The sequence below is a fragment of the Mycobacterium sp. 23 genome (genome assembly GCF_048287075.1).
Classification (GTDB): Bacteria; Actinomycetota; Actinomycetes; order Mycobacteriales; family Mycobacteriaceae; genus Mycobacterium; species Mycobacterium gordonae_B.
Map to the genome: position 1 here is coordinate 1265824 of NZ_JBLVUX010000005.1, position 20781 is coordinate 1286604.

Sequence of the window (20781 nt, forward strand, 5' to 3'; positions counted from 1 at the left end):
GCTTAACCCCGTCCCGTCTTGGCGGCCGAACTCGACGCCCGGCGCTCGCGTGCGACCTGCTGGACTGCGCCCAGGCCGTTGTACGCCGGCTTGCCCAGTCGCGCGGACTTGGAGGCCAGATACACCAGCGGCCAGGTCACCAGGAACACGACCACGAGGTCGAGGATGGTGGTCAGCCCCAGGGTGAACGCGAATCCCTTCACCTGTCCGATCGCCAGGAAGTACAGCACGGCGGCCGCCAGGAAGGTCACGGCGTTACCGGACACGATGGTCTTGCGGGCCCGGGCCCACCCGCGCGGGACCGCCGACCGGAATGAACGGCCCTCGCGGATCTCATCTTTGATGCGCTCGAAGAACACCACGAACGAGTCGGCGGTGGTACCGATGCCGATGATCAGACCCGCGATCCCGGCCAGGTCCAGGGTGTAGTTGATGTACCGGCCCAGCAGTACCAGGATCGCGAAAACCATTGCCCCGGAAGCGACCAACGACAGCGCGGTGAGCACCCCCAGCACCCGGTAGTACAGCAGCGAGTACACCAGCACCAGCAGCAGGCCGATCCCGCCGGCGATGAGGCCGGCTCGCAGCGACGTCAAACCCAGTGTCGCCGAGACAGTTTGGGCTTCCGATGATTCGAACGACAGGGGCAGCGAACCGTATTTCAGGACGTTGGCCAACTGCTTGGCGGTGGCCGCGCTGAACGGTGGGTCGCCGCCGCTGATCTGGGTCCGCCCGCCTGGGATCGGTTCCCTGATCATCGGCGCGCTGACCACCTGGGAGTCCAGCGTGAAGGCGGTCTGAGTGCCGGTGTGCGCAGCCGTGTAGTCGGCCCACACGTTGGCCGCGGCGCTCTTGAACTGCAGGTCGACCACGTAGCCCAGGCTGCTCTGGTTCATCCCGGAGGTGGCGTCCTGAATCTGGTCGCCGCTGATGATCGAGGGCGCCAGCAGGTAGGCCGTCTTGTGGTCCGTCGAGCAGGTGACCAGCGGCAACTTCGGGTCGTCGTTGCCGGCCAGGATGTCGTCCTTGTCGCAGCGGGTGGCTTCGAACTGCAGCGCGATCATCTGGATGTACTGGCTGGTGTTCTGGCGCCACTTCTTTTCCTGCGCGATGCGCTCAGCCAGATCCTTGCGCGGGTCCGGGGCGGCGGGAACGTCGGTGGGCGGGGCCTCGCCCGTCGGCGACGGCGCGGGGGCCGGACTGGGCGCCGGCGAATTGCCCGGCGCGGGTGCGGGACTGGGAGCGGGGCTGGGAGCGGGCGACGGGCTGGGCGCGGGGTCCTGCGGATAGGGCCTGGGCTGCCCGCGCGGTGGCGCCGGTGCGGGGGCACCCGACTGTGGTGGCGCGGGAACGGCCGCGCCGGGCGCGCCAGGCGCGGGCGCCGGTGCACCGGGTTCGGGCGCCGGTGCGCCCGGAGCGCCAGGCGCGGGGGCCCCCGGCTCGCCCCCAGCAGGCTGCTGCCCCGGTTTGGGCTCCTGCGGCGCCTTCTGGGCCGGCATCGAGTTCAGCACCGGACGGATATAGAGCCGCGCCGTCTGCCCGAGGTCGCGCGCCTCGTTGCCGTCGCTGCCGGGCACCGTGATGACCAGATTGTCACCGTCGACGACGACTTCCGAGCCGGAGACACCCAGCCCGTTCACCCGGGAGCTGATGATCTGCTGGGCCTGCGCCAGCGCGTCCCGGCTGGGCCGCGAGCCGTCCGGGGTTCGCGCCGTCAGCGTCACGCGGGTGCCGCCCTGCAGGTCGATGCCCAGCTTCGGGCTTGCCTTCTTATCCCCGGTCAGAAACACCAGCAGGTAGACGCCGACGAGCATGAGCAGGAACACCGACAGATAGCGGGCAGGCTGCACCGGCGCCGAAGACGATGCCACGTTCCTTCTATCTCCTTGAGAATCGGTCTTGAAGATCCGTCCAGCCCCGGACAGAGCCTCCGCAAAGACTACGTGCCTCGTCGCGACCAGTGTCGCGCACGCGGCGGTCGGTACGGGTCAGGAATCCTTGATGACGCGGCCGGACTCCGAGTCGGCGGTCTCGTCCTCGCCCAGCTCCACCGCGGCGCTCTCGACGTCGTAGTCCTCGTCGTCGTCGGGCAGGATCCGGTCCCGCACGGCCAGCTTCATCCAGGTCGTGACAACGCCGGGTGCGATCTCGAGGTCAACGGTGTCGTCGGTGAAGCTGACAACGGTCGCTTCCAAGCCGGACGTCGTGTGCACCCGATCCCCCGGCTGCAGCGATTCGTGCAGGTCGATGGTGGCCTGCATCGCCTTGCGTTGCCGTCGCGACGCGAAGTACATGAACCCGCCCATGATGAGCAGGAACGGCAGGAACAGGACAAAACTCTCCATCAACAGGCCTGTCTTTCGTATCGGTAGTGCTCGAAATCCCCCGCACAATCCGGGGGTGGCGCCGGTCTGACCCGGGCTCGCTCACGTCGCTAAGGGTCCAGTGTGCCATTCCCGCAGGTCGCAAACCGACCGGCATCGACCCCGCTGGCGCCGGCCGCGGCTGAAGCCGCTTGCGCACCGGTCACCGGCTAGGCTCTTGATCGCGACGTGACCTGCGCGTCCGCGGGAGGAGGAGTCCGTGGCCAGCCTCGAGCAGAGCCGTCATTTGGCCACTGAAATCCCGGGTCCCGCGTCGCTGGAGCTCAACAAGCGGCGTACCCAGGCGGTGTCGCACGGCGTCGGGGTGACCCTCCCGGTGTTCGTGGCGCGCGCGGGTGGGGGCGTCGTGGAGGACGTCGACGGGAACCGGCTGATCGATTTGGGTTCCGGTATCGCGGTCACCACGATCGGCAATGCGGCACCGCCCGTCGTGGACGCCGTGCGCCGGCAGGTCGCCGAGTTCACCCACACCTGTTTCATGGTGACGCCGTACGAGGGCTACGTCGCGGTGGCCGAGGAGCTGAATCGGATCACCCCGGGTGAGGGCGAGAAGCGCTCGGTGCTGTTCAACTCCGGCGCCGAGGCCGTGGAGAGCTCGATCAAGGTGGCGAGGGCGTACACCGGTAGGTCGGCCGTCGTCGCGTTCGACCACGCCTACCACGGCCGGACCAATCTGACGATGGCGCTGACCGCCAAGTCGATGCCCTACAAGAGCGGTTTCGGCCCGTTCGCGCCGGAGATCTACCGCGCTCCCCTGTCCTATCCGTACCGGGACGGACTGCTCGACAAGGAACTGGCCACCGACGGAGAGAAGGCCGCGGCCCGCGCCATCAGCGTGATGGACAAGCAGGTCGGCGCCCAGAACCTGGCGGCCGTCATCATCGAGCCGATCCAGGGCGAGGGCGGTTTCATCGTCCCGGCCGAGGGCTTCCTGCCCGCGCTGCTGCGCTGGTGCCGTGAGAACGACGTGGTGTTCATCGCCGACGAGGTGCAGAGCGGTTTCGCGCGCACCGGCGCCATGTTCGCCTGCGAGCACGAGGGCATCGTGCCCGACATCATCGTGACGGCGAAGGGCATCGCCGACGGGCTGCCGCTGTCGGCGATCACCGGCCGGGCCGAGGTGATGGATGCCCCACACGCCGGCGGACTGGGCGGGACGTTCGGCGGCAACCCCGTCGCATGCGCGGCGGCACTGGCCACCATCAAGACCATCGAGGACGAGGGGTTGATCGAGCGGGCCCAGCAGATCGAGCGGCTGATCACCGAACCGCTGCTCCGGTTGCAGGCCGCCGACGACCGGGTCGGTGACGTGCGCGGGCGCGGCGCGATGATCGCGATGGAACTGGTGAAGTCCGGCACCTCCGACCCCGACCCCGAGTTGACTTCGCGGGTGGCGACCGCGGCGCACGCTGCCGGGGTCATCGTTCTGACCTGTGGGATGTTCGGCAACATCATCCGGCTGCTGCCGCCGCTGGCCATCACCGACGAGCTGCTGACCGAAGGTGTAGAGGTGTTGACGGGGCTGCTCGCCGAGCTTTGAGGGCGCCGGCCGCCGTCGAGACTTGCAGCACGCACACCTTTCCCGGCGTGTCCTGTGCGTACGTTCAGTGTCGCGGCGCGGGCGGCGACGCGCTCCCCCAGAACTCGACCAGCGTCCGGGCGATCGTCTGTGGATCCACCAGCAGTGGCGCCACCCGGCCGCCACCTCTCACCACGCCAAACCGCGCGTCGCGCATCATGGCGCAGGCTGCCCGCGCCTGTTCCGGCGGCCAGCCTTCGTCGTCGTCGTGAGCGGCGAGCATCAGGGTCGGCGCTGCGATTTGCGGCAGCCGCTGGTGGAGGTCGGGCCGCTTCAGCATCATCGAGCGCGCGGCGTGATACATCCCGCTCCGGTCGGCCTGGCGGAACGCGTCCATCACCTCTGCGGGACCGTCCGGCCCCAACAGCGCCACCGACAACGGATCGCACACCAACGGGGTCGCCCCGAACAGTCGATAGAGCAGAACCAACGGCCAGCCCTTGGTGAGGCGGAATCGGGCGTCGATGCCGTGCACGGGGGTGCCGATGGTGGTCAGGGTGCGTAACCGATGCGGCTGGGTCGCGGCCAGCAGGATGCCGACATGGCCGCCCCACGCGTTGCCGACCCAATCGACGGGCTCATCGATGCCGAGTCCGTCCAGGACTTCGGCCGCAACGCGCGCGCAGTCGTCGAACGTAAAGTCGCGGGTAACCGGTGCGCTGCGGCCATGCGACGGCCCGTCGACGGCCACGATCGTGCGCCGTGGAGCCACCTCGGCCAGCGCATCGATCAGTGGCGCCCACGACCGGGAGTCCAGGAACAAGCTGTGCCACAGCACAGTCACCGGTCCGCTACCCCGGCGCAGCACGTGCAGGCGTCCCAGCCCCGTGGGAACGAACTCGTCAGTCAGATTGGACATGGCGCCTCATTTACTTCGGAAACCGAAACTTCGGTATCCGTAGTATCTTCGGTCACCGTGGCTACGTCAAGCGATCTGCCTCCGGATAGGCAAGCGATCGGCCAGCTGTTGGTGCGGCTCACCAGACAGTTCCGCAATGATCTGGCCGCGCCGCACGTCGAGCAGGGCTACGGGGACATCCGCGATCCGCACCTGCAGATCTTCGGCAACATCCGGATGGGCGGCATCCGCCTCACCGAACTGGCGGCACGGGCGCAGCTGAGCCTCGCCGCGACATCGGAACTGGTGAACGACCTTGCGGCGCTCGGATACCTGGCCCGCCGGCCCGACCCTGACGACGGCCGCGCCAAACTCATCGACCTCACCGAGCGCGGCCAACGCCTGCTCGCCGACGCCGGAAATCGGGTGGCCGATATCGAGTCACGATGGTCACAGCTGGTGGGGGCCGCCGAGTTCGCGCACATGTGCACAACCATGCAGCGGCTGCTCGACGCACTCGATCCGGACGACTCCCGGGCCTGACCTGGTGGCGTAATTCACAGGCAACATGCAGCGGTTCCTCATTGAGGAATATCTTTACTTTAGCTAACGTTCTTTCTGTCAGCGCAATGTCGCGCCACCTAGATTTCATTCTTCTCCGGTTCATTTCAAAGAGGATCTGATATGACGACCACACAAGATGAGCGGATCGCCCGCCGCGCCGAAGAGCTCGCTGCCACCGACCCCCAGTTCGCCGCCGCCCAGCCCGACCCGGTGGTGGCCGAGGCGCTGGAGAACCCGGACCTGCGGCTGCCCCAGGTCATTCAGACGGTGGTCGACGGCTACGCCGACCGGCCGGCACTGGGCCAGCGGGCAGTGGAGTTCGTTGCGGACCCGGCAACCGGACGCACCTCGCTGAGCCTGCTCCCCCGATTCGAGACCATCACCTACCGCCAGCTCGGTGACCGGATCGCCACCGTCGGCCGAGCCCTGGTCGACGCGGTTCAGACCGGCGACCGCGTCTGCGTACTGGGCTTCAACAGCGTCGACTACACCACCATCGACATGGCGCTCGGCCAGATCGGCGCGGTGTCGGTACCGCTGCAGACCAGCGCGGCGATCGCCCAGCTGCAGCCGATCGTCACCGAGACCGAGCCCAGTCTGATCGCGGCCAGCGCGAACCAGCTGACCGACGCCGTCGCGTTGATCCGCGGAGCGGCCGAAGCCCCCGCGAAGCTCGTGGTGTTCGACTACCACCCTGAGGTCGACGACGAGCGTGAAGCCCTGGAAGGCGCGGTGGCCGCCCTGTCCGGCACCGGAGTGGTGGTCGAGACGCTGGCCGACGTCCTGCGGCGCGGCGCCGATGCCCCGGCGCAACCGCACGCGGAACTGGCCGACGACGCGCTGGCCCTGCTGATCTACACCTCCGGCAGCACCGGCGCCCCCAAGGGCGCGATGTACCCGCAGCGCAACGTCGGCAAGATGTTCCGCCGGTCGGCCAAGAACTGGTTCGGACCGACCGCCGCGTCGATCACCCTCAACTTCATGCCGATGAGCCACGTCATGGGTCGCGGCATCCTGTACGGCACGCTCGGTAACGGCGGCACCGCGTACTTCGCCGCCAAGAGCGACCTGTCGACCTTCCTGGAAGACCTGGCCCTGGTGCGGCCCACCGAGATGAACTTCGTGCCGCGTATTTGGGAGACCTTGTACGGCGAATTCCAGAGCGAGGTGGACCGCCGGCTCTTGGAGGGTGGCGACCGGGCGGCGGTCGAGGCCGAGGTGCTCGTCGACCAGCGCGAGAACCTGCTCGGCGGACGCTTCATCTTCGCGATGACGGGATCGGCGCCCACCTCCCCCGAACTGAAGAAGTGGGCCGAAGAGCTACTGGAGATGCACCTGCTGGACGGCTACGGATCGACCGAAGCCGGGATGGTGCTGTTCGACGGCGAGGTGCAGCGCCCGCCGGTGATCGACTACAAGCTGGTCGACGTGCCGGACCTCGGTTACTTCACCACCGACCAGCCGTACCCGCGGGGTGAGCTGCTGCTCAAGACCGAGAACCTGTTCCCCGGCTACTACAAGCGCCCGGAGATCACGGCCAGCGTCTTCGACGAAGACGGCTACTACCGCACCGGCGACGTCGTCGCCGAGGTCGGCCCTGATCAGGTGCGCTACGTCGACCGTCGCAACAACGTACTCAAGCTCGCCCAGGGTGAGTTCGTTACCGTCGCCAAGCTGGAGGCCGTCTTCGGCAACAGCCCGCTGGTCCGGCAGATCTACGTTTACGGCAACAGCGCCCACCCCTACTTGTTGGCTGTGGTGGTGCCGACGCAGGATGCACTGGCCGCGCATGATGTCGACGCGCTGAAGCCGATGATCGCCGACTCGCTGCAGAACGTCGCGCGAGAGGCCGGGCTGCAGTCATACGAGGTGCCACGCGACTTCATCATCGAGACCACCCCGTTCACCCTGGAAAACGGTCTGTTGACCGGCATTCGCAAGCTGGCGTGGCCGAAGCTGAAGGCGCACTACGGCGAGCGGCTGGAGCAGCTGTATGCCGACCTGGCCGCCGGCCAGGCCAGCGAGCTGAGCGAGCTGCGGCGCGCCGGGGCCGAGGGACCGGTGCTGGAGACGGTGAGCCGGGCCGCGGCCGCGATGCTGGGCACCGCGAGCAGCGACCTGTCCCCCGACGCGCACTTCACCGACCTGGGCGGGGACTCGTTGTCCGCCTTGACCTTCGCCAACCTGCTGCAGGAGATCTTCGGGGTCGAGGTGCCGGTGGGCGTCATCGTCAGCCCGGCCAATGACCTGCAGGCGCTGGCGACCTACATCGAGGCCGAGCGTCAGCCCGGCTCGAAGCGGCCTACTTTCGCCTCGGTGCACGGCCGGGACGCCGTCGAGGTGCATGCCAGTGACCTCACGCTGGACAAGTTCATCGACTCCGACACCCTGGCCGCCGCGCCCGGCCTGCCGGCACCCAGCGAGCAGGTGCGCACCGTGCTGCTGACCGGAGCCACCGGCTTCCTAGGCCGCTACCTGGCGCTGGAATGGCTGCAGCGGATGGCCCTGGTCGACGGCAAGGTGATCTGCCTGGTGCGGGCGAAGTCGGACGAGGACGCGCGCGCCCGGCTGGACGCCACGTTCGATAGCGGCGACCCCAAGCTGCTGGCCCACTACCAGGGGCTGGCCGCCAAGCACCTCGAGGTCCTGGCCGGTGACAAAGGTGAGGCCGACCTGGGCCTGGACCGCGTGACCTGGCAGCGGTTGGCCGACACCGTCGACGTGATCGTGGACCCGGCTGCGCTGGTCAACCACGTGCTGCCCTACAGCCAGCTGTTCGGGCCGAATGCGCTGGGTACCGCGGAGCTGATCCGGCTGGCGCTCACTACCAAGATCAAGCCCTTCAGCTACACCTCGACGATCGCGGTGGGCGGCGGGATCGCGCCGGGTGCGTTCACCGAGGACGCCGATATCCGGCAGATCAGCGCGACACGCCAGATCGACGACGGCTACGCCAACGGCTACGCCAACAGCAAGTGGGCCGGCGAGGTGCTGCTGCGCGAGGCGCATGACCTGTGTGGCCTGCCGGTGGCGGTGTTCCGCTGCGACATGATCCTGGCCGACACCACCTGGGCGGGTCAGCTCAACGTGCCGGACATGTTCACCCGGACGATCCTGAGCCTGGCTGCTACCGGCATCGCGCCGGGTTCGTTCTACGAACTCGACGGCGAAGGCAACCGGCAGCGCGCCCACTACGACGGTCTGCCGGTCGAGTTCATCGCCGAAGCGGTGGCGGTGCTCGGGGCACAGAGCGGCGACGGGTTCGCGACCTACCACGTGATGAACCCCTACGACGACGGCATCGGCTTCGATGAGTTCGTGGACTGGATGATCTCGGGAGGATGCGCCATCCAGCGGATCACCGACTACGGCGAGTGGTTGCAGCGGTTCGAGACCGCCCTCCGTGGCCTGCCTGAGAAGCAGCGCAGTGCCTCGCTGTTGCCGCTGCTGCACAACTACCAGAAGCCGGAGAAGCCCATCAACGGGTCGATCGCTCCCACCGACGTCTTCCGCACGGCGGTGCAGGAGGCGAAGATCGGTCCTGAAAAGGACATCCCGCATGTCACACCGGCGATCATCGCCAAGTACGTGAGCGATCTGCGGCTACTCGGGCTGCTGTAATCGCCACACCGGAGCAGGCGTTCGGTCGTCGAGACCGGGCGCCTGCTCTGGTTGAGTCAAGGCCTTCGGTTTGACGGCCGGACGAGAGGGGCAAACTCCAGGCCATGTCTGAGCCGTCCAAGCATGATCTGGCCGTGCGCATGGCCGAGTTGGCGCGCCTCGTCGCCGCACCCCGCCGAGCCGAAGACATCTTGACCGAGGTCACCGCGGCGGCAGTCGAACTGATCCCCGGTGTCGATACCGCCGGCATCTTGCTCATCAGCAAAGGTGGGCGGTTCGATTCGGTTGCCGCCACCGACGCGCTGCCGCACGAACTCGACGAACTGCAGCACACCCTGAACGAGGGGCCGTGTATTGAAGCGGCCTCGTCGTCGGATTACGACGTCGTGCGCACCAACGACTTCCGCGACGAAACGCGATGGCCGGCCTACTCTGCCGCCGTCCAGAAGCTCGGCGTGCTCAGTGGACTCTCCTTCCGGCTTTACACCCACGAACGCACCGCCGGCGCACTGAACCTGTTCGGGTATCAGCCGACGGAGTGGGACGCCGAGCGGCAGACGATCGGCATGGTGCTGGCCGCCCACGCCGCCGCCGCCCTGATGGCCAGCCACCAGAGTGAGAACCTACAGTCCGCGGTGGCGAGCCGAGACCGCATCGGCCAGGCCAAAGGCATCATCATGGAGCGTTTCGATGTCGACGACGTACGCGCTTTCGACATGCTGCGGCGGCTGTCCCAGGAGAGCAACACCTCGCTGGTCGACATTGCGCAGCGAGTCATCGACACCCGCGGGAGTCACTGACCGCTGCCTTCGCGGAGTCATCCCTGCGGGTGGGGCCACCGCAGATAGGCGGTGCTGCGTCCCGCGCCGACCCGCTCCCGTGGACGACGGACCTCCCGCCACCGCCGCGGGTCGTTCTCCGGCGCGACCCGGTCACCGCGCGGCGTGGTCACCGCTTCCGACGACACCGCTTCCGCCGCCGGTACCGTCACGGCTGCGTCCGCACGGCGGGGCTCAGCGGGCACCGGCGCCGGAATGTCGCGTGCCAAGCGGGCGAAGGTGCGGGCCACCGCGAACCCGCCGACGAGGACGATCAGTACGCCCAAACCGGTGAAGTAGGAAAGTTCGAGCACGGCACGCTTGCGTTCAGTGGCGCTGACGGGATCACCGATCGTCCCGAGGCGCATCAGCGGTGCCACCCGGGGGCCGACAACGAACCAGGCGCCGGCCAGCACCGCCAGCAAGCCGCCGAACGTGGCACCGACGCGGTTGCGGGAAGCGAGCAGAAGTAGTCCGCCGAGCACCGCCGCCGCGCCCGGGAGCACTTCGAACCAGCCGCGCGCGGTGGTCCATGCCCACTCCTGGGCAGGGGTGTAGGCGAAATCGAACCGCGGCCCCAGGAAGGGGATCAGCCCTCCCCAAACACCTGCCAGGACAAGCAGCGATCCGCTGACAGCGCCGCGGGAGCGGGGCATCTGCAGCCGGCCGGGGTGTTCATGCTCTGGATTTTTCATGGCCGGCGGGTACCCGACATCGCTCGAAGTAACCGGCGACGGCTTCGGGTCGCTTCGGCACGGCACGCCGCTTAACGGGCGTTCGTCATTCACTGCCCCCTGACCGTGCAAGGACGTTGCTGAACAGTGTTATACCCCTCAGCGAAATGACGAATAAATTGAAAAATGATTCTAAAACGCGTTTCCAGCGTCTTCCGATCATCGATCCGAGATAGCAGGCCAGCACGACGGAGGCTCCGTATCGCGCTCTCAAAATGCTTGTGATAACGGTCTTTACGTCGCTACGCTGCTTACGGCCTGATGAGGGCCGACTCCCCCATCGGTGCACCTGTAGAGCGAGGCGTCACGAAGACACTGCACCCACGAGCGTAGCTCTTCGATTTTGTATGCAAATTGTCGAAATTGCTGAAATAACGCTTAGGGCGCGATAACGTTCGCGGCGCAGTCTCGTCGGGGATCTGCCACACGCGAGGTCGAGGGAGCCGGATTTGTCTTCTTACGTGACCGCTACACCTGAGACCCTGGCCGCAGCGGCAAGCGATCTACGCGGCATCGGAGAGGTACTGCGGGCCGCGGGCGCGAGCGCGGCGCCCCTCACGACGAGCATCGCCGCGCTGGGCGGTGATGAGGTCTCTGCTGCGGTGACGCGTCTCTTCGGCGCCCTGGGCGAGGAATACCAGGCGCTCAGCGCGCAAGTGGCCCAGTTCCATGGCCAGTTCACCCAAACCGTCGCCGCTGGCGCGCAGGCGTACGCATCGGCCGAGGCGCTCAACGCGGCACCCCTCAACGTCCTTGAACAGAACGTGCTGGGCTTGATCAACGCGCCGACCAACGCGTTTCTGGGGCGCCCGCTGATCGGAGACGGTGTAAATGGCGCCGCAGGAACCGGGGCGGTAGGCGGGGCGGGCGGGATTCTCTGGGGCAACGGCGGCGCCGGTGGATCGGGCGCGCCCGGCTTGAGCGGTGGGCGTGGTGGTGACGCGGGCCTGTTCGGTAACGGCGGCGCGGGCGGCGCCGGTGGCGTGGGCGCGCCTGGTCTGGCGGGCGGTACCGGTGGGGCCGGCGGCTCCGGTGGTCTGCTGAGTGGCTTCGGCGGCGTGGGAGGCGCCGGAGGCACCGGCGGTGGCGGGGTCACGGGTGACGGCGGGGCCGGCGGGACCGGCGGCCTGGGCGGGGCAGGACGGGCGTTGTTCGGCGGCGGCGCCGGAGCCGGCGGCGCGGGCGGAATCGGCGGTAGCGGCGCAAGCGGCGCTGGGGGCGCCGCGGGAGCGGGTCCGCAGGGCGGCCAGGGTGGCCTCGGTTTCGCCGGCGGAGCCGGCGGGGCCGGCGGCGACGGCGGAGCCAGCTACGGGTTGATGAGTGCCGGTGGGGCCGGTGGGGCCGGCGGACTCGGCGGAGCCGGCGGCCAGGGTGGGTCCGGCGGCACCGGCGTGGGGTTCGACGCCGACGGCGGCAACGGCGGTACCGGCGGCCACGGCGGCGCGGCAGGTGTGGGAGGAGCCGGCGGATCCGGGGGCTACCTCGGGGCGGCTGGTCACGCGGGTGGCGCCGGAACCGGCGGCGTCGGTGGCACCGGCGGTACCGGTGGCCAGGGCGACGCCGGGGCGATCGGCAGCTCCGACGCGGCGCCGACGACCGGCGGGCAGGGCCGCCAAGGCGGCGCCGGCGGCCAAGGAGGTAACGGCGGCGCGGGTATCGGCGGCCTCAACGGAGGTGCCGGCGGCCAGGGCGGCACCGGTGGCGGTGGCGGTGCCGGCGGCAACGGCGGCAGTGCCACCGGCACGACAACCACCGGCGCTGCCGGCGGCGGCACGGGCGCTGACGGTGGGCATGGCGGCGCCGGCGGCGCCGCGGGGGCCGCAGGAACCGGAGTGGACCGCGGTGCGGACGGCAGCGTCGGCACCGGCGGGACCGGCGGAGCGGGTGGGGCAGGCGGGTCGGGAGCGGACGGAGCCAACGGCACCGACTCCGGCGCCGCGCCCTCGGTCGGCCTGCAGGGCGGCCGGGGCGGCGCCGGCGGTACGGGCGGCGACGGCGGGGCCGGGATCGGCGGGGTCGGTGGCGGCCAGGCTGGTGCCGGCGGCTCCGGGGGTCAGGGCGGTGGGGGCGGCCACGGTGGTTCTTTCCTGGGTACCACGTCGACCGGAGCCACCGGTGGCGGTATGGGCGCCGCGGGCGGCCAAGGCGGCGCCGGCGGCACCGCCGGCGCAGCCGGCCACGTCACGGACGGCGGGACTGTCGGCGCCAACGGCACCGGCGGCACCGGCGGACACGGTGGCACGGGCGGCGACGGCGCCACCGGCACCGCGGGCACGAACTCCATTGGAAGCCCAACCGCTGGTAACCAGGGCGGCCAAGGCGGTGCCGGTGGTGCCGGCGGCACCGGCGGCGCCGGGGTCAACGGCACAGGCGGCGGACAAGCCGGCGACGGCGGCCACGGCGGGCGCGGCGGGGGCGGTGGCAACGGCGGCACCAACACCGGCACCACCACCACCGGAGCCACCGGCGGAGGCATGGGCGGCCAAGGAGGACAAGGCGGAACGGGCGGCAGCGCAGGAGCCGCCGGCACCCGTATCGACGGCGGCGCCGCCGGCGCTCACGGCACCGGGGGCACCGGTGGTCTCGGCGGCAACGGCGGCAACGGTGCTGCGGGCACCAACGGCTCCGATGACATCCTCAACCCGAGCGCCGGCCGCCAAGGCGGCCAAGGCGGCACCGGCGGCCAAGGCGGCACCGGCGGCGCCGGCATCAACGGCGCCGGCGGTGGCGAAGCCGGCGACGGCGGGCGCGGCGGCACCGGCGGCACCGGCGGCAACGGCGGCAGCAACTACGGGTTCACCGCCACCGTCGGCGGCGGTACCGGCGCCAGCGGCGGCCAAGGCGGCACCGGTGGCACCGCCGGAGCGGCAGGGACTCAAGTGGACGGCGGCGCGGCCGGCACCCACGGCACCGGAGGCACCGGCGGCCTCGGCGGCAACGGCGGCAACGGTGCAACCGGCGCGAGCAGCCCAAGCGACCCGGTTAACCCGGCCCAGGGCGTTCAGGGCGGCCAGGGCGGTAGCGGCGGCCGAGGCGGCACCAGCGGCGCCGGTATCAACGGGGTCGGACCGCGCAGCCTAGACAACAGGATTAGCGGTGTGTGACCGGCGCGCGGTGCCGCCGGAACAGACCGCCACGCCGAGTCTCGGCTTCACCGTCGGCCGGCCCGAACCGGTCCCGCGGTGTGGTCAGAGCGTCGGTCGACACCTCGCGTTCGGGCTCGACCAACCCGCTGTACTGCGGCTCCGCAGTAGCCGGTTCCACCGGATGCGCGACGGGCTCGACGGGGCGCACGTCGCGCGCCAACCGGAACGCCATCCGGGCCAGAGCGGCCCCGGCCAGGAAGGCGATCAGGACGCCCAAGCCGGAGAAGTACGCGAGTTCCACCGCGACGCGCTTGCGGTCGGTGGCGCCCACCGGGTCACCGACCGAGCCGATGCCCGACAACGGTGCGAAGGTGCGGCCGACGACGAACCAGGCTCCGCCCAGCGCCGCCAGCCAGCCACCCAGCATGGCGCTGCCGCGATTACGCGAGACGATCAGCAACAGGCCACCGACCGCGGTGGCCACGCCGGGCAATAGCTCCAGCCAACCGCGCGCGGCGGTCCAGGCCTGGCCGGGTGTGTAGGAAAAGTCGAAGTTCGGGCCGATGAAGGGGATCAGTGCTCCCCATGCGCCCAGGATCACCAGCAGCAATCCGATCACGGCGCCACGCGAGCGTGGGATTCGTCCCCGGGTGGGGCGGTCCTCGATGGTTTTCATGACATCTCCCTCGGTAGGTACCGGGGTGGGTACCCGGACCCCGAGGCGTTAAAGCAGCCGTCTTCTCATCCGAACGCGCAGACGCCGGTGATATCGCCGGCGATATCGTTTTTCAGACGCGGTCATGCCGAGCTCAGCCGTGACTGGTGTTACTGGTGTTACGTCAGTAAACCAACCAGCAGCAGCACGATCGCGATGACCGGGAACAGCCCCTGCGTCACGGCCGCGCGCGCCTTGTCCCGAGCCGAGAGCAGCAGCACCACCGCGGCCGCCGCCATCGACCCGACGCCGGCGAACACCAGGGCCGCCCCGACGTCACGGTGCCCGGTGAACATCGCGGCAATGCCTACTCCCGACACGATGGCGAGAAACAGGTTGTAGAACCCCTGGTTGAACGCCAGCAGCTTGGTGGTCTCGGCCTCCTCGACCGTGGTGCCGAACGTCGCGCGAGTGCGTTTGGAGGTCCACGTCAACGACTCCATCGTGAAGATGTAGACGTGCAGGACCGCGGCCAGCGCGGCGAAGATCAAAGCGGCGGTGACCATCTGAGTCCTCCTAGTCGAACAACCCGGGCTGCGAGACCCCGGCGGGCGGCGTCATGCCCAGATGCGTCCAGGCCAGCGCCGTGGCCACCCGGCCCCGCGGCGTGCGCGCGACCATTCCGGCGCGCACCAGGAAAGGCTCGCACACCTCTTCGACGGTCGCAGCCTCTTCGCCCACGGCCACCGCCAGCGTCGAGACGCCCACCGGGCCGCCGCCGAAACTGCGGGTCAGCGCCGACAGCACCGCCCGGTCCAGCCGGTCCAACCCCAGCTCGTCGACGTCGTAGACCTCCAGCGCGGACTTGGCGATGTCACGGGTGATGATGCCGTCGGCGCGCACCTCGGCGAAGTCACGCACGCGACGCAGCAACCGGTTGGCGATCCGCGGGGTGCCGCGCGAGCGGAGCGCGATCTCCGCCCCCGCTTCGGCGCCCAACTCGATACCGAGGATGCCGGCCGAGCGGGCCAGCACCCGTTCCAGCTCGGCGGGCTCGTAGAAGTCCATGTGCGCGGTGAACCCGAACCGGTCGCGCAGCGGGCCCGTCAGCGCACCGGACCGGGTGGTCGCACCGACCAGCGTGAACGGTGCGACCTCCAGCGGAATCGACGTCGCACCCGGGCCCTTGCCGACCACCACGTCGACCCGGAAGTCCTCCATCGCCAGGTACAACATCTCTTCGGCGGGCCGGGCTATCCGGTGAATCTCGTCGATGAACAGCACGTCGTGCTCCACCAGGTTGGACAGCATCGCGGCCAGGTCGCCGGCGCGTTCCAGAGCCGGCCCCGAGGTCACCCGCAGCGAGGACCCCAGTTCGGCCGCGATGATCATCGCCAACGACGTCTTGCCCAGGCCGGGCGGCCCGGACAGCAGGATGTGGTCGGGGGTGCCGCCGCGGTTCTTGGCCCCCTCGATGACCAGCTGCAACTGCTCGCGGACCCGTGGCTGGCCGATGAACTCCCCAAGCGAGCGGGGCCGCAGGCTGCCGTCGATGTCCCCCTCGCCGACGGCCAGCGCAGGCGAGACGTCGCGCTCGTCGAGCTCCTCAGGATCGCTCATTTGGCCTTACCCAGCAGCGACAAGGCGGCCCGCAGCGCCGACGACGTAGACGCCTCCCGGTCGGCCGCGAGCACCTTGTCGGTGGCCTCCTCGGCCTGCTTGACCGCAAAACCCAGCCCGACCAGCGCCTCCACCACCGGCCCGCGCACCGCGTGACCGTTCACCGCCGGTGTTGCCCCGGACCCTGCGACCAGGCCCACCTTGTCGCGCAATTCCAGCACCATCCGTTCGGCGCTGCGTTTGCCGATGCCGGGCACCCGGGTGAGGGCGGTGACGTCGCCGTCGGCCAGCGCCTGGCGCAGCGCCGCCGCATCGTGCACGGCCAGCGTCGCCATCGCCAACCGCGGCCCGACACCCGAGACCGATAACAGCGTCTGGAACAGGTCGCGGTTCTCGGCATCACAGAACCCGTACAGCGTCATCGAATCCTCGCGCACGATCATCGCGGTGATGAGCCGCGCCTCACTGCCCGACCGGAGCGTGGCCAGTGTCGACGGCGTCGCGTTGACCCGGTAGCCGACCCCGGCCGCCTCGATCACGGCGTGGTCCAGCGCCACCTCCAGCACCTCACCGCGGACCGAGGCGATCACCGGACGGCCTTCAACTTGGCCAGGTATTTGCTGCGCTGCTGCGCCGCCTGAGCCTCGGCGGCCGCCATCCGCGCCAGCATCGGCGCTCGCCAGCAGTGACAGATGGCCAGCGCCAACGCGTCGGCCGCATCGGCCGGAGTGGGCTTGGCCTGCAGCGCCAGGATTCTCGTGACCATCGAGGTGACCTGCGCCTTGTCCGCGTTGCCGTTGCCGGTGACCGCCGCCTTGACCTCGCTGGGCGTATGGAAGTGGACGTCGATGTCTCGCTTGGCGGCCGCCAGCGCGATCACGCCGCCGGCCTGCGCCGTCCCCATCACCGTGCTGACGTTGAGTTGGGAGAACACCCGCTCGATGGCCAGTACGTCCGGGTGGTGGGTGTCCAGCCAGTGGTCGACGGCGTCGCTGATCGCCAGCAGCCGCCGGTGCAGCGGTTCGCCCGACGGAGTGCGAACCACGTCGACGTCCAGAGCGGTGATCTGCCGACCGCGACCGCTTTCCACCAGCGACAAGCCGCACCGCGTCAAGCCGGGGTCAACGCCCATCACACGCACCGCAGCTCCCCACGTTCTTCCCGAGGCCGAGTCGTAGGCCGAATTTCCGAACAGCTGTTCGATAGCCTAGCCGCCAAGTGGGACATCACCGGTGAAAGACACGCGCTGCGGCCGTGAGTTACGTTATGCGCACGACGGAAGGGTCCGCGTGGGAGCACAACTCATCGTGATCGCGGTGGCGCTGTTCATCGCGTCTCTGCTGGTGCTTGTCTATGCGCTCAAGAGGGCGCCCAGAACCCCCAAGACCCCCGAACCCAGGCAGGACCCGCTCGCGTTCACCGCGATGCCCGCCGAATACGGTCCCCGCCAACTCGGCCCTGGCGCGATCGTCAGCCACGGCGGCATCGACTACGTGGTGCGCGGCTCGGTCACCTACCGCGAAGGCCCGTTCGTGTGGTGGGAACACCTGCTCGAAGGCGGTGACGAGCCGGTCTGGTTCAGCGTCGAGGAGGACGACGGCCGACTCGAGTTGGCCATGTGGTTCAAACGCGCGGATCTGGACCTGCAGCCCGGCGGCCGCCACACGGTCGACGGCACCGACTTACACGAAGTGGAGCGCGGTCACGCCGGTTACACCACCGAGGGCACCACCGGCCTGCCGCCCGGCGGCGAGATGGACTACGTCGATTACGCGAGCGCCGATAAGGCCACGCTGCTCTCGTTCGAGCGGTGGGCACCGGAAACACCCTGGGAGATATCCACCGGCAAGACCGTGGTCACCGGCGAGATCACCGTCTACCCCGCACCCGCGGGCTGACCGAGGTGCCGCTTCACCATCTGGCGGTGGCTCCGGCCGATGTGTCCGGGGCCAGGTTGGCATTGGCGCTCAACGCGGCGGCACCGCCCACGCTGGCCAGCTACCGAGTGGCACATCCGCGTGGCGGCGCGCTACTGCTGGGCGTCCTGGGTGCGTCGCACGTCGTCACCGTGGAACACGGCACCGGCCGGTTCTCCGAACAGGTCTCGTGCGCCGCAGGGGACGGTCTGCCCGCGCACTCGGATGCTCCGGGCTATCACCTCGAATCGCACAGTGTGACGCACGACGAAGCCACCTTCCGCGCCCTGGCCGGCGACTTGCGCGAGCGGTGCGCCCGCGACCCGGGCTGGCTGGGCGGTGTGTTCCCGGGCGACGACGCGGCGCTGACGGCCCTGGCGGCCGAGCCCGACGGCGACGGCTGGCAGTGGCAGACCTGGCACCTCTACCCCACCGGCACCGGCGGGACCGTCGTCTACACAGCCAGCCGGTGGCAGCCGTGACCCGCAACCGGCTGCTGCTGGTCGCCGGCGGGCTGGCACTGGCCGCCACCGTGTCGCTGGTCTTCGGCATCGTGCTGGTGAGCCGGGACGTCGGCTCCTACATCGCCGACCACTACCAGGCGTACGCCCACGACGCGAACGCCAACCGCTACTCCTGCTCCGGGTCACCAAAGCAGGTGGCCGACACATTGACTCACTACAAATCGCCCTCCGCCCGGGCGTCCAACGGCGGCAATGAATATCTGCGGTACAGCGACTACGTCGTGATCGTCGGCCCGGACGGCACCCGTCCCTGCAGCATCCGGGTCGAAGACCTGGGTGCGGGATACAGCCACGGCTCCTACGTCTTCCTCGGTCCCGGGTTCACGCCCGGATCCCCATCGGGCGGCTCGGGCGGCCGACCCGGCGGCCCGGGCGGCGTCAAGTAGGCACTCGCAAAGGAGGACTGTCATGTACTACAGCGCGGTGGAGTTCGGCAGCGTCAGCCTCGATCCGATCCTGCGCGGGGCCGTCGCCACGGTCCTCTACTTCGCGGTCGGGATCGCCGTACTGATCGCCGGGTTCCTCATGGTCGACGTCCTGACCCCCGGAAATCTGCGTCAGCTGGTGTTCATCGAGCGCCGGCCCAACGCCGCCATCCTGGCCACCGCGATGTACGCGGCGCTGGGCACCGTCATCATCGCGGCGATCAATACCAGCTCCAACCAGCTGGGCGAGGGCCTGCTCGGGGTGGCGATCTACGGCGGAATCGGCGTCATTCTGCAGGGACTGGCGCTGGTCATCCTGCGAATCGCGGTGCCGGGCAACTTTCACGAGCATGTCGAGGAACCCACACTGCATCCGGCCGCGTTCGCCACAGCGGCGATGCTGCTGGCGGTGGGAGGGGTCAACGCGGCCGCGCTCTTATGACGACAACCGCTGTCGCCGGGCTGGTCTCGTCGTCGCTGGGCCGGTGGCGGGCCGTGCTGCTGGCCGCGGTCGCCGCGTGTGCCGCCTGCGGGATTGTCTATGAACTGGCGATGCTGACGCTGTCGACCAGCCTCAACGGCGGCGGCATCGTGGCGACGTCGCTCATCGTCGCGGGGTACATCGCCGCGCTCGGTCTGGGTGCGCTGCTGATCAAGCCGCTGCTGGCGCGCGCGGCGATCACGTTCATCGCGGTGGAGGTGCTGTTAGGCATCGTCGGCGGACTGTCCGCCGCGGCCCTGTATGTCGCGTTCGCATTCGTCGACGGTTCGACGCTGGTGCTGACCGTGAGCACCGCGCTGATCGGGTGTCTGGTGGGTGCCGAGGTGCCGCTGCTGATGACGCTGCTGCAGCGCGGACGCGCTCCGGGCCCGTCCGATCTGGCCACCGACGCCGGTCGCGCGCTGGCCAACTTGAACGCGGCCGACTACCTGGGCGCACTGCTGGGCGGATTGGCCTGGCCGTTCCTCCTGCTCCCGCATCTGGGGATGATCAGAGGCGCTGCCGCCACCGGCATCGTCAACCTGGTGGCAGCGGCGATCGTCGCGGTATTCCTGCTACGGCGGGTCGTTTCGGCACGGCAATTGGCGGCGGCGCTGGCCGCGCTGGCCGCGGCGCTGGCCCTGCTCATCACTTTGCTGGTCCGCGCCCAGGACATCGAGATCTCCACCCGGCAGCAGCTCTACGCCGACCCGATCATCGCCCACCGGCACTCCGCCTATCAGGACATCGTGGTCACCCGCCGCGACAACGACATGCGCCTGTACCTGGACGGGGATCTGCAGTTCTCCACCCGGGACGAATACCGCTACACCGAGAGCCTGGTCTACCCGGCACTCGGAGGCGGCGCCCGTTCGGTGCTGGTGCTCGGCGGCGGTGACGGGCTGGCGGCGCGCGAACTGCTGCGCCAGCCGGGTTTGCAGCGGATCGTGCAGGTGGAGCTGGACCCGGCGGTCATCGAACTGGCGCGCACCACCATGCGTGCCGCCAACGGCGGGTCGCTGGAGAATCCGCGGGTGCGCGTGGTGATCGACGACGCGCTGAGCTGGCTGCGGGGCGCCCGGTCGGATCGCTTCGATGCGGTGATCGTCGACCTGCCCGATCCCGACACGCCCGCACTGGGTCGGCTCTATTCGACCGAGTTCTACGCGCTGGTCGCGGGGGTGCTGAACCCGGGCGGGCTGATGGTGGTGCAGGCGGGCAGCCCGTTCTCGACCCGAACGGCCTTCTGGCGCACCGTCTCGACCATCCATTCGGGCGGCTATGCCGTCACGCCGTACCACGTGTACGTGCCCACATTCGGGGACTGGGGATTCGTGCTGGCACAACGCGGTGGCGCCGCGCCGATCGCGGCGCTGCCACGCGATGTTCCGCCGCTGCGCTACCTCGACCAGCGGGTGCTGGACGCCGCGACGGTGTTCTCCGAGGACGTCCGGCCGCGGCCGATGGAGCCCTCGACGTTGGACAATCCGCGGATCGTCGAGGACATGCGGCGCGGGTACGACTAGACGAACACCG

19 protein-coding genes are annotated in these 20781 nt (G+C 69.5%); 10 read left to right on the forward strand and 9 right to left on the reverse strand.

The features are described 5' to 3' along the window. Positions 1–2: 2 nt before the first annotated feature. A complete protein-coding gene (gene secD / locus ACNQS7_RS06875; RefSeq protein ID WP_418011975.1) occupies positions 3–1871 on the reverse strand; it encodes a protein translocase subunit SecD in 1869 nt (622 codons plus the stop codon). 117 nt (positions 1872–1988) lie between these two features. Continuing rightward, positions 1989–2345, reverse strand: a complete 357-nt coding sequence (gene yajC / locus ACNQS7_RS06880) for a preprotein translocase subunit YajC (protein ID WP_418011976.1) — start codon at positions 2343–2345, stop codon at positions 1989–1991. 238 nt (positions 2346–2583) lie between these two features. On the opposite strand from yajC, the gene gabT reads away from it, so the two are divergent. Then, positions 2584–3924: a 4-aminobutyrate--2-oxoglutarate transaminase gene (gabT, locus tag ACNQS7_RS06885; RefSeq protein ID WP_418011977.1), complete on the forward strand. Its 1341-nt coding sequence runs from the start codon at positions 2584–2586 to the stop codon at positions 3922–3924. A 64-nt stretch (positions 3925–3988) separates the two neighbouring features. On the opposite strand, the gene ACNQS7_RS06890 is transcribed toward gabT, so the two are convergent. Continuing rightward, positions 3989–4822, reverse strand: coding sequence for an alpha/beta fold hydrolase (locus ACNQS7_RS06890; RefSeq protein WP_418011978.1), 834 nt, complete (start codon positions 4820–4822; stop codon positions 3989–3991). 57 nt (positions 4823–4879) lie between these two features. On the opposite strand from ACNQS7_RS06890, the gene ACNQS7_RS06895 reads away from it, so the two are divergent. The 3 genes from ACNQS7_RS06895 (at position 4880) to ACNQS7_RS06905 (ending at position 9786) form a co-directional block, all read left to right on the forward strand. Next, positions 4880–5344, forward strand: a complete 465-nt coding sequence (locus ACNQS7_RS06895; RefSeq protein ID WP_418011979.1) for a MarR family winged helix-turn-helix transcriptional regulator — start codon at positions 4880–4882, stop codon at positions 5342–5344. A gap of 141 nt (positions 5345–5485) precedes the next feature. Further along, positions 5486–8986 (forward strand): carboxylic acid reductase, encoded by a 3501-nt coding sequence (gene car, locus ACNQS7_RS06900; RefSeq protein WP_418011980.1) that lies wholly within the window; start codon positions 5486–5488, stop codon positions 8984–8986. A gap of 104 nt (positions 8987–9090) precedes the next feature. Then, a complete protein-coding gene (locus tag ACNQS7_RS06905; protein WP_418011981.1) occupies positions 9091–9786 on the forward strand; it encodes a GAF and ANTAR domain-containing protein in 696 nt (231 codons plus the stop codon). Positions 9787–9803: 17 nt separating this feature from the next. Here ACNQS7_RS06905 and ACNQS7_RS06910 read toward each other — a convergent pair whose 3' ends face one another. Further along, positions 9804–10499 (reverse strand): hypothetical protein, encoded by a 696-nt coding sequence (locus tag ACNQS7_RS06910; protein WP_418011982.1) that lies wholly within the window; start codon positions 10497–10499, stop codon positions 9804–9806. A gap of 500 nt (positions 10500–10999) precedes the next feature. On the opposite strand from ACNQS7_RS06910, the gene ACNQS7_RS06915 reads away from it, so the two are divergent. After that, on the forward strand, positions 11000–13642 hold the full coding sequence (locus ACNQS7_RS06915; protein ID WP_418011983.1) for a PE family protein: 2643 nt from the start codon (positions 11000–11002) through the stop codon (positions 13640–13642). Here the strand turns inward: ACNQS7_RS06915 and ACNQS7_RS06920 are convergent. From ACNQS7_RS06920 to ruvC, 5 genes are all read right to left on the reverse strand, one after another. Next, complete coding sequence (locus ACNQS7_RS06920; protein ID WP_418011984.1) at positions 13629–14300, reverse strand: hypothetical protein; 672 nt, start codon at positions 14298–14300, stop codon at positions 13629–13631. The genes ACNQS7_RS06915 and ACNQS7_RS06920 overlap by 14 nt on opposite strands. A gap of 158 nt (positions 14301–14458) precedes the next feature. Further along, entirely contained in the window at positions 14459–14845 is a 387-nt protein-coding gene (locus ACNQS7_RS06925; protein WP_418011985.1) for a DUF1304 domain-containing protein, read from the reverse strand. A gap of 10 nt (positions 14846–14855) precedes the next feature. Beyond that, positions 14856–15899, reverse strand: a complete 1044-nt coding sequence (gene ruvB, locus ACNQS7_RS06930; RefSeq protein ID WP_418011986.1) for a Holliday junction branch migration DNA helicase RuvB — start codon at positions 15897–15899, stop codon at positions 14856–14858. Then, on the reverse strand, positions 15896–16489 hold the full coding sequence (gene ruvA, locus ACNQS7_RS06935) for a Holliday junction branch migration protein RuvA (RefSeq protein ID WP_418011987.1): 594 nt from the start codon (positions 16487–16489) through the stop codon (positions 15896–15898). The genes ruvB and ruvA overlap by 4 nt, the downstream gene beginning before the upstream one ends. Then, the gene (ruvC, locus tag ACNQS7_RS06940) at positions 16486–17040 is read right to left on the reverse strand and encodes a crossover junction endodeoxyribonuclease RuvC (RefSeq protein WP_418011988.1); all 555 of its coding nucleotides are present in this window, start codon (positions 17038–17040) and stop codon (positions 16486–16488) included. Before ruvC ends, ruvA begins: the two co-directional genes overlap by 4 nt. A 148-nt stretch (positions 17041–17188) precedes the next feature. On the opposite strand from ruvC, the gene ACNQS7_RS06945 reads away from it, so the two are divergent. The 5 genes from ACNQS7_RS06945 to ACNQS7_RS06965 are packed head-to-tail and all read left to right on the forward strand — an operon-like array spanning position 17189 to position 20771. Further along, on the forward strand, positions 17189–17797 hold the full coding sequence (locus ACNQS7_RS06945) for a DUF4178 domain-containing protein (protein ID WP_418011989.1): 609 nt from the start codon (positions 17189–17191) through the stop codon (positions 17795–17797). A 5-nt stretch (positions 17798–17802) separates the two neighbouring features. Further along, the gene (locus ACNQS7_RS06950) at positions 17803–18297 is read left to right on the forward strand and encodes a DUF2617 family protein (protein ID WP_418011990.1); all 495 of its coding nucleotides are present in this window, start codon (positions 17803–17805) and stop codon (positions 18295–18297) included. Then, positions 18294–18725, forward strand: a complete 432-nt coding sequence (locus ACNQS7_RS06955; protein ID WP_418015918.1) for a DUF4247 domain-containing protein — start codon at positions 18294–18296, stop codon at positions 18723–18725. Before ACNQS7_RS06950 ends, ACNQS7_RS06955 begins: the two co-directional genes overlap by 4 nt. A 22-nt stretch (positions 18726–18747) precedes the next feature. Beyond that, a complete protein-coding gene (locus ACNQS7_RS06960; RefSeq protein ID WP_055578324.1) occupies positions 18748–19206 on the forward strand; it encodes a DUF350 domain-containing protein in 459 nt (152 codons plus the stop codon). Continuing rightward, entirely contained in the window at positions 19203–20771 is a 1569-nt protein-coding gene (locus ACNQS7_RS06965; protein WP_418011991.1) for a polyamine aminopropyltransferase, read from the forward strand. Before ACNQS7_RS06960 ends, ACNQS7_RS06965 begins: the two co-directional genes overlap by 4 nt. Positions 20772–20781: the final 10 nt, after the last annotated feature.

Coding starts and splice junctions, on each gene's coding strand:
- car (WP_418011980.1), top strand. CDS start 5,486: ATGACGACCACACAAGATGAGCGGATCGCCCGCCGCGCCGAAGAGCTC.
- ACNQS7_RS06925 (WP_418011985.1), bottom strand. CDS start 14,845: ATGGTCACCGCCGCTTTGATCTTCGCCGCGCTGGCCGCGGTCCTGCAC.
- ACNQS7_RS06960 (WP_055578324.1), top strand. CDS start 18,748: ATGTACTACAGCGCGGTGGAGTTCGGCAGCGTCAGCCTCGATCCGATC.
- ACNQS7_RS06920 (WP_418011984.1), bottom strand. CDS start 14,300: ATGAAAACCATCGAGGACCGCCCCACCCGGGGACGAATCCCACGCTCG.
- ACNQS7_RS06890 (WP_418011978.1), bottom strand. CDS start 4,822: ATGTCCAATCTGACTGACGAGTTCGTTCCCACGGGGCTGGGACGCCTG.
- yajC (WP_418011976.1), bottom strand. CDS start 2,345: ATGGAGAGTTTTGTCCTGTTCCTGCCGTTCCTGCTCATCATGGGCGGG.
- ACNQS7_RS06965 (WP_418011991.1), top strand. CDS start 19,203: ATGACGACAACCGCTGTCGCCGGGCTGGTCTCGTCGTCGCTGGGCCGG.
- ACNQS7_RS06905 (WP_418011981.1), top strand. CDS start 9,091: ATGTCTGAGCCGTCCAAGCATGATCTGGCCGTGCGCATGGCCGAGTTG.
- ruvB (WP_418011986.1), bottom strand. CDS start 15,899: ATGAGCGATCCTGAGGAGCTCGACGAGCGCGACGTCTCGCCTGCGCTG.
- ACNQS7_RS06910 (WP_418011982.1), bottom strand. CDS start 10,499: ATGAAAAATCCAGAGCATGAACACCCCGGCCGGCTGCAGATGCCCCGC.